The sequence below is a fragment of the Rhodococcus sp. R1101 genome, assembly GCF_000278445.1.
GTDB classification, from domain to species: Bacteria; Actinomycetota; Actinomycetes; order Mycobacteriales; family Mycobacteriaceae; genus Rhodococcus; species Rhodococcus gordoniae.
Map to the genome: position 1 here is coordinate 1 of NZ_AJVB01000280.1, position 4,943 is coordinate 4,943.

The window sequence follows — 4,943 nt, forward strand, 5'->3', positions numbered from 1 at the left end:
CCGGTGTTCGGTCCTCCGAGAATGAATGCGTTGGGTATACCGGCCACGGTGGTGCCCAAGTGCGCGCCGACACCGTCACGAGCCCAGACCTCTTGCAGGCTGACCCCGTTTCGGCCGTGGATGGGCAAGCGCATCAAAGCGGCGGAGACGTGGAATCCGGTGGCGTGGACGAGCACGTCGATCTCGTGCCGCCGGCCGTCTGCGGTGCGGACGGCGTCTGCTGCGAGTTCTGTGAGGGGTGAAGTCACGAGGGTGGTGGTGGGGTGGCACAGGGCGGGGTAGAGCGTGTCGGAGAAGATGATGCGTTTGCAGCCGATCCGGTACGAGGGCGTCAGCGCTCGACGCAGGACGGGGTCGGGTATCTGGGCGTGGAGGTGGCGCAGAGCCCGCGCCTCGAGGGCGGCGCGGCGACGCTTCGAGCCGGTCAGGGCGGGGAGGAGTGTCTCGTTGCGCCAATATTCGACGGTCCGGCGTGCACGGTAGGGCAGTGGCACCCGGGTACGCGTTCGGGGCAGGACCCAGGCGGGGGTGCGTTGAAACACCGTGACCCGGCCGGCGTGGTCGATGAGGGCGGGGACGAGTTGGGCGGCACTGGCGCCGGTGCCGATGACGCCGACGCGGGCGCCCCGCAGGTCGAGGTCGTGGTTCCAGCGGGCGGTGTGCAGGACCGGACCGGCGAAGGAGCCGGGTAGGCGTGGGATGCGCGGGACGTTCAGTGCGCCGGTCGCCAGGACGAGGAAGCGGGCGCGGTGGAGTGTTCCGGAGCGGGTGTGGACGTGCCACCGCGCGTCGGTGTCGTTCCAGTGGCAGTCGGTGACCTCGGTGTCGTAGTCGACGCGAGCGACTCGGTGTATCCGGTCTGCGAGGAGTCGGCTTTGGCGGAGTATCTGGTGATGATCGGCCCGTCCGCTGATCCAGCCGGGGAGTCGCGTGAACGAGTAGGAGTACAGGGCGGGGTGGATATCGCACTCGCAACCGGGATAGGTGTTCTCGAGCCAGGTGCCACCGGGGCCGCTGCTGCGTTCGAGGACATGGACTGTCCGTCCGCGGCGGGTGAGGTAGTGGGCGGCGCCGAGTCCGGCAAGGCCGCCGCCGACGATGAGTACTTCGGTGTCGATCACTTGAACAGTGTTCAAGATTAGCGTTGATCAGTCAAAATCGGGTGTCTTTCGACCGATCCAACGGAATACCTGTTCGAAATATCGAATCGGTCGCCGCCGGGTCCTGCCTCTTCAAGCACCGGAGCGCACCGGTCAGCCGTGTCGAGCTGCGACTTCCCGCATTTCTACTTGTGGATGGACGGGGTGAACTCGATCATGTCTCGGCCGACCGCCGCTGCCGGGGCGTTCTCCGCAATGTGACCGCGTAGCGTTCTTGCGAACTCGGCTGCGTTGCCCGCTCGGAGGTGTTCGACGAGTGTGACATGTTCGGCGATGATTTCGGCGCAGCGCGTCAGCAAGTGCTCGCCCGATGCGAAGAGCACGAACCGGTGCCGGTCGGAAAGCTGGTCGTAGAGCTCGAGCAAGACGCTGTTGCCTCCTGCCTCCACGAACCCGCGGTGGAACCGGAGTGTGAGGTCGATGAATCGACGAACGTCCTTGCCGGCGAAGGCAGCGCGTTGCTCGTCGATGGAATGTTCGAGGCGTTCTGCCAGGCGCTGACGCAATTCACCGGAGGCTCGATCCACCGCCGTCGTCTCGAGGACGAACCGGGCGTCGGCGAGTTCTGCGACGGTCCGCTCGCTCATTCCCTGCACCAAGGCACACGTTTGGGGTAGATGGAGATCCACCCTTCGTCCTGAAGGCGCGCAAGCGCGACACGCACAGGTGTACGGCTCACCCCGAGATCGGCCGCCAGCGTGTTCTCACCGAGCATGGTGCCGGGGGCGTGGGTGCCGTCGAGGATGTGATCGCGGATCACCTGATAGGCACGCTCGGAAGCGCTGGGGCTCTCGTTCGGGCCGGCGGTCATCGTCGTCTCCTCGTCCTCGACTCGAATCCGAGACGGATTCATCTGGGACTGTCGAGCGTAGCGATCGGAACCATCCGACTCGGCGATGCATGTGCTGGGAACGGATTCCACGGAGGCCGCGCTCGCGAGGCCGGTAGGGCAGCGCAGATCATGTGCGCGGTGTTCTTCTGATGCCGCTTCCTCGCCCGGGCTCGATGCCCAGCGAAAGTGTGCGGATGGTTGCCGCTCTGTGGGGAAGGAGGTTCACCGCTCTGCACCTTCGAGGTGATGGTCGTCCGGGGCGGATGGTGTTGCTCGGCCGGGCCACGTCATCAGCGGCACCGCTCTGACCGCGAATGCCAGAGTGATGAGCAGAACTGCGGTAGCCATGAGGTTGATCCACAGGAAGCCGCCTGCCGCCAACACTGTGCCGGCCATGGCAGCCATCAGTGCTCCACCCAGGTTCATCGCGGAGTCGGAGACGCCCTGCAGCGTGACCTTCGCATGGTGCGGCACCGAAGCCGTCAGCAGTGCCGAGCCGCCGATGAGAAACATCGACCATCCCACGCCGAGGAGCAGTAGCGCGGTGGTCAACAACGGCATCGATGACACCGGAGCGAGGGCGTCGACGACGCCGAGCGTGATCGTCGCGACGAAGACGGCGACCCCGGACGCGATCACGGTTCCCGGCCCCCAGCGGTCGGACATCCATCCGAAGATCGGTGAGAGCGCGTACATCCCGGCAATGTGAATGCTCACTACGAGACCGATGGCTCCGAGGTCGAATTCCTGGTGATGCATGTGCACCGGTGTCATGACCATCACGTTCGTCATCATCATCTGACCGGTGACGATCGTGACGATCGCAAAAAGTGGAATCGGCTGCGCCACAACGAAACGCAGTGCAGCCATGAGGCCGAGCGGCGGTGTATCGATGGTCGTGTCGCCGACTGCAGCGCCGTCGTCGGTTCCGTCGTCCTCGACGGTCCGGTTCGACTGCGTGGTGCTTGCGCGGGGCGCGCTCGTCAGGGTCGATGCGACCAGAGCTGCAAGGGCGAAGGCGGCCATCGAGATCAGGTAGGGCCCTGCCAGCGGGTGCATTCCGAGCGCTTCGCCCAGATGTGCGCCGGGGCCGGTGAAGTTCGGACCCAGCACGGACCCGATGGTCGTTGCCCATACCACCAGGGACATCGCCCGTCCGGTCGCCGCAGGACCGGCGACGTCGACAGCGGCGTACCGCGCCTGCAGCCCGGCTGCAGTCGCCGATCCGCACATCATCATTCCCAGCATGAACAGTGGCAGGAACCCCGTCGCCACGCCCGCGAGCACAACCGAGGCGCCGAGGGCGCCGATCCCGAACCCCAGGGTCAGGGCTTTGCGTCGTCCGGTACGTGCCGCGAGCGCCGCCAAAGGGTAGGCGATCAACCCGGCACCGAGGATGACGCTCATCTGCGCGAATCCGGCCATCGCGGTCCGCCCCGTGATCTGTTCGGCGAGCAAGCCACCGACGGCGTAGCCGGATGCGATTCCGGCTCCGGAGAACAACTGCGCGGTGATCAGCTTGACCTGCGTCACCCCGTGGGGAGGCATCGGCACTGGGTGGTCCTTTCGGGTGCTCGCTGAGGCGGCATGGTTGCGGGAGTGACGTGCTGGGGCGCACGGACCTCTCGAGGTCTTCATGTGTAGTGTCGTTCTCTCTGCGAGAGCAACTGTGTGCGTGGAGAATCGATCGCTCGCAACTCCGTCGGGTTCGCGACGTTGCGCTCGTGGCAGGGAGGCGCGACATGCTTACGGATGGCCGTCATGTGTGTCGTTCGGTAGGTCCTGGAGTCCCGCGTTCTTGCACCAAGCAAGAATACATCTTGGATACAAGAAGGCAACGCCGTCTTTTGTTCCGGCAGGTGCGTCGCAGACGCCCGTTGCGGACCGGGTCCCCTGTCCCGATTGCGCACGACGGTGCTTCGATCCGGGATGCGAGGCAGGATGGTGCCCACCGCTCGCGTCGTACACGGCACCGGTGGAGAAGCTCGGAGCGTTCGACGACAGCCAGGCGATCGGCTCGGCGATTTCGCCGGGTCGGCCCAGACGTCCCATTGGCGCCGGACTTTGGGAACGAGCGAGGATTGTCAGCGCTACCGGAAAGATGATCACGCCGAATCCGACCGTGTGAGCCCCGGTACTTTCCTGGGATGGATAAGCCGGCCCCGGTCTCTGCGCAGATTCAGGTGTCGGTGAGATGTCGGAGAAGGCGCACATGGCGATCGGCCGGTGTCCGGCGCGGGCAGCTCGCGCATTTGTCGTTCTCCGTCGTCGACTCTGCCCAGGGCGTGGGCGGCAGTGAGCGTGCGATCGGCGACGGAGTCGGTGGCGACTGCCCACAGGGCGCGAGGTGCTGCGCCGGAAACCGCAGCGAGAGAGTCGATCACCGACCCGTACGAGGCGGCCACAGCCTCGGCGCAGGCAGTGGTGTCGTGCAGAATCCGTCGGGATCGCACGGCTCCGGGAAACCCGTTATCGTGCAGCGTGCCCTCGAGTTGTTGCAGCTGTGGATCGGGGCGATGCCCTCGGCGCACAGCACGGTGACGAGCGCGGCGACCATCGTCGAGCTCGCCGAATACCACCACAACGTGCCGTTGACGCGCGGGTCGTTGCACCCCCATCGATTGCCCGTGTCTGCGAGGCGTTCGGCGAGCCGGTCGTGATCGGCCATCCGTTCCCCCGAGAACGTCTCACCGAGCACATCGATGGTCCGGGTGAACTCGCCGAGCGCGGGCCTGATGCGACGGTATGCTCCGCCGAGCAACCGTGCTCGATGCCATCGGCGACACTCCTGCGCGCGTGTGGTCGGAGGGGCACAGTACGAGTCGGACCGACACTTACCGGTGCGCAGCAAGCCTCACCACCAGATCACCTGGCTGCAGCGGGGTGAACCCACGGCAGGACCTGGATGGTGGCCGGCCCCGGGCCGGGGGCCGGGCCGAAGGGACGGGAGT

General features: G+C 66.1%; 5 protein-coding genes and 1 pseudogene. All 6 read right to left on the reverse strand.

Translation table 11 applies throughout. The features are described from left to right. Positions 1-1,121 (reverse strand): flavin-containing monooxygenase (locus R1101_RS0115895; RefSeq protein WP_016934372.1); only part of this gene is annotated, 1,121 nt, incomplete at its 3' end. A gap of 164 nt (positions 1,122-1,285) precedes the next feature. Then, complete coding sequence (locus tag R1101_RS27050; protein ID WP_016934373.1) at positions 1,286-1,747, reverse strand: GntR family transcriptional regulator; 462 nt, start codon at positions 1,745-1,747, stop codon at positions 1,286-1,288. Next, positions 1,744-1,971 carry a GntR family transcriptional regulator gene (locus R1101_RS31045; protein WP_232284767.1) on the reverse strand — a complete coding sequence of 76 codons (228 nt, stop codon included), beginning with the start codon at positions 1,969-1,971 and terminating at the stop codon, positions 1,744-1,746. Before R1101_RS31045 ends, R1101_RS27050 begins: the two co-directional genes overlap by 4 nt. Before the next feature lie 243 nt (positions 1,972-2,214). Next, on the reverse strand, positions 2,215-3,540 hold the full coding sequence (locus tag R1101_RS0115905) for an MFS transporter (protein ID WP_037223783.1): 1,326 nt from the start codon (positions 3,538-3,540) through the stop codon (positions 2,215-2,217). Between the two features lie 399 nt (positions 3,541-3,939). Further along, positions 3,940-4,074 (reverse strand): annotated as a pseudogene (locus tag R1101_RS31050) (3-oxoacyl-ACP reductase); the annotation flags it as partial. A 298-nt stretch (positions 4,075-4,372) separates the two neighbouring features. Further along, positions 4,373-4,753, reverse strand: coding sequence for a hypothetical protein (locus tag R1101_RS27055; protein WP_051017562.1), 381 nt, complete (start codon positions 4,751-4,753; stop codon positions 4,373-4,375). Positions 4,754-4,943 lie beyond the last annotated feature (190 nt).

Bases quoted from the DNA above. Each gene is read 5' to 3' on its own strand.
- R1101_RS27050 (WP_016934373.1), bottom strand. From the start codon at position 1,747: ATGAGCGAGCGGACCGTCGCAGAACTCGCCGACGCCCGGTTCGTCCTC.
- R1101_RS0115905 (WP_037223783.1), bottom strand. From the start codon at position 3,540: ATGCCTCCCCACGGGGTGACGCAGGTCAAGCTGATCACCGCGCAGTTG.
- R1101_RS31045 (WP_232284767.1), bottom strand. From the start codon at position 1,971: ATGACCGCCGGCCCGAACGAGAGCCCCAGCGCTTCCGAGCGTGCCTAT.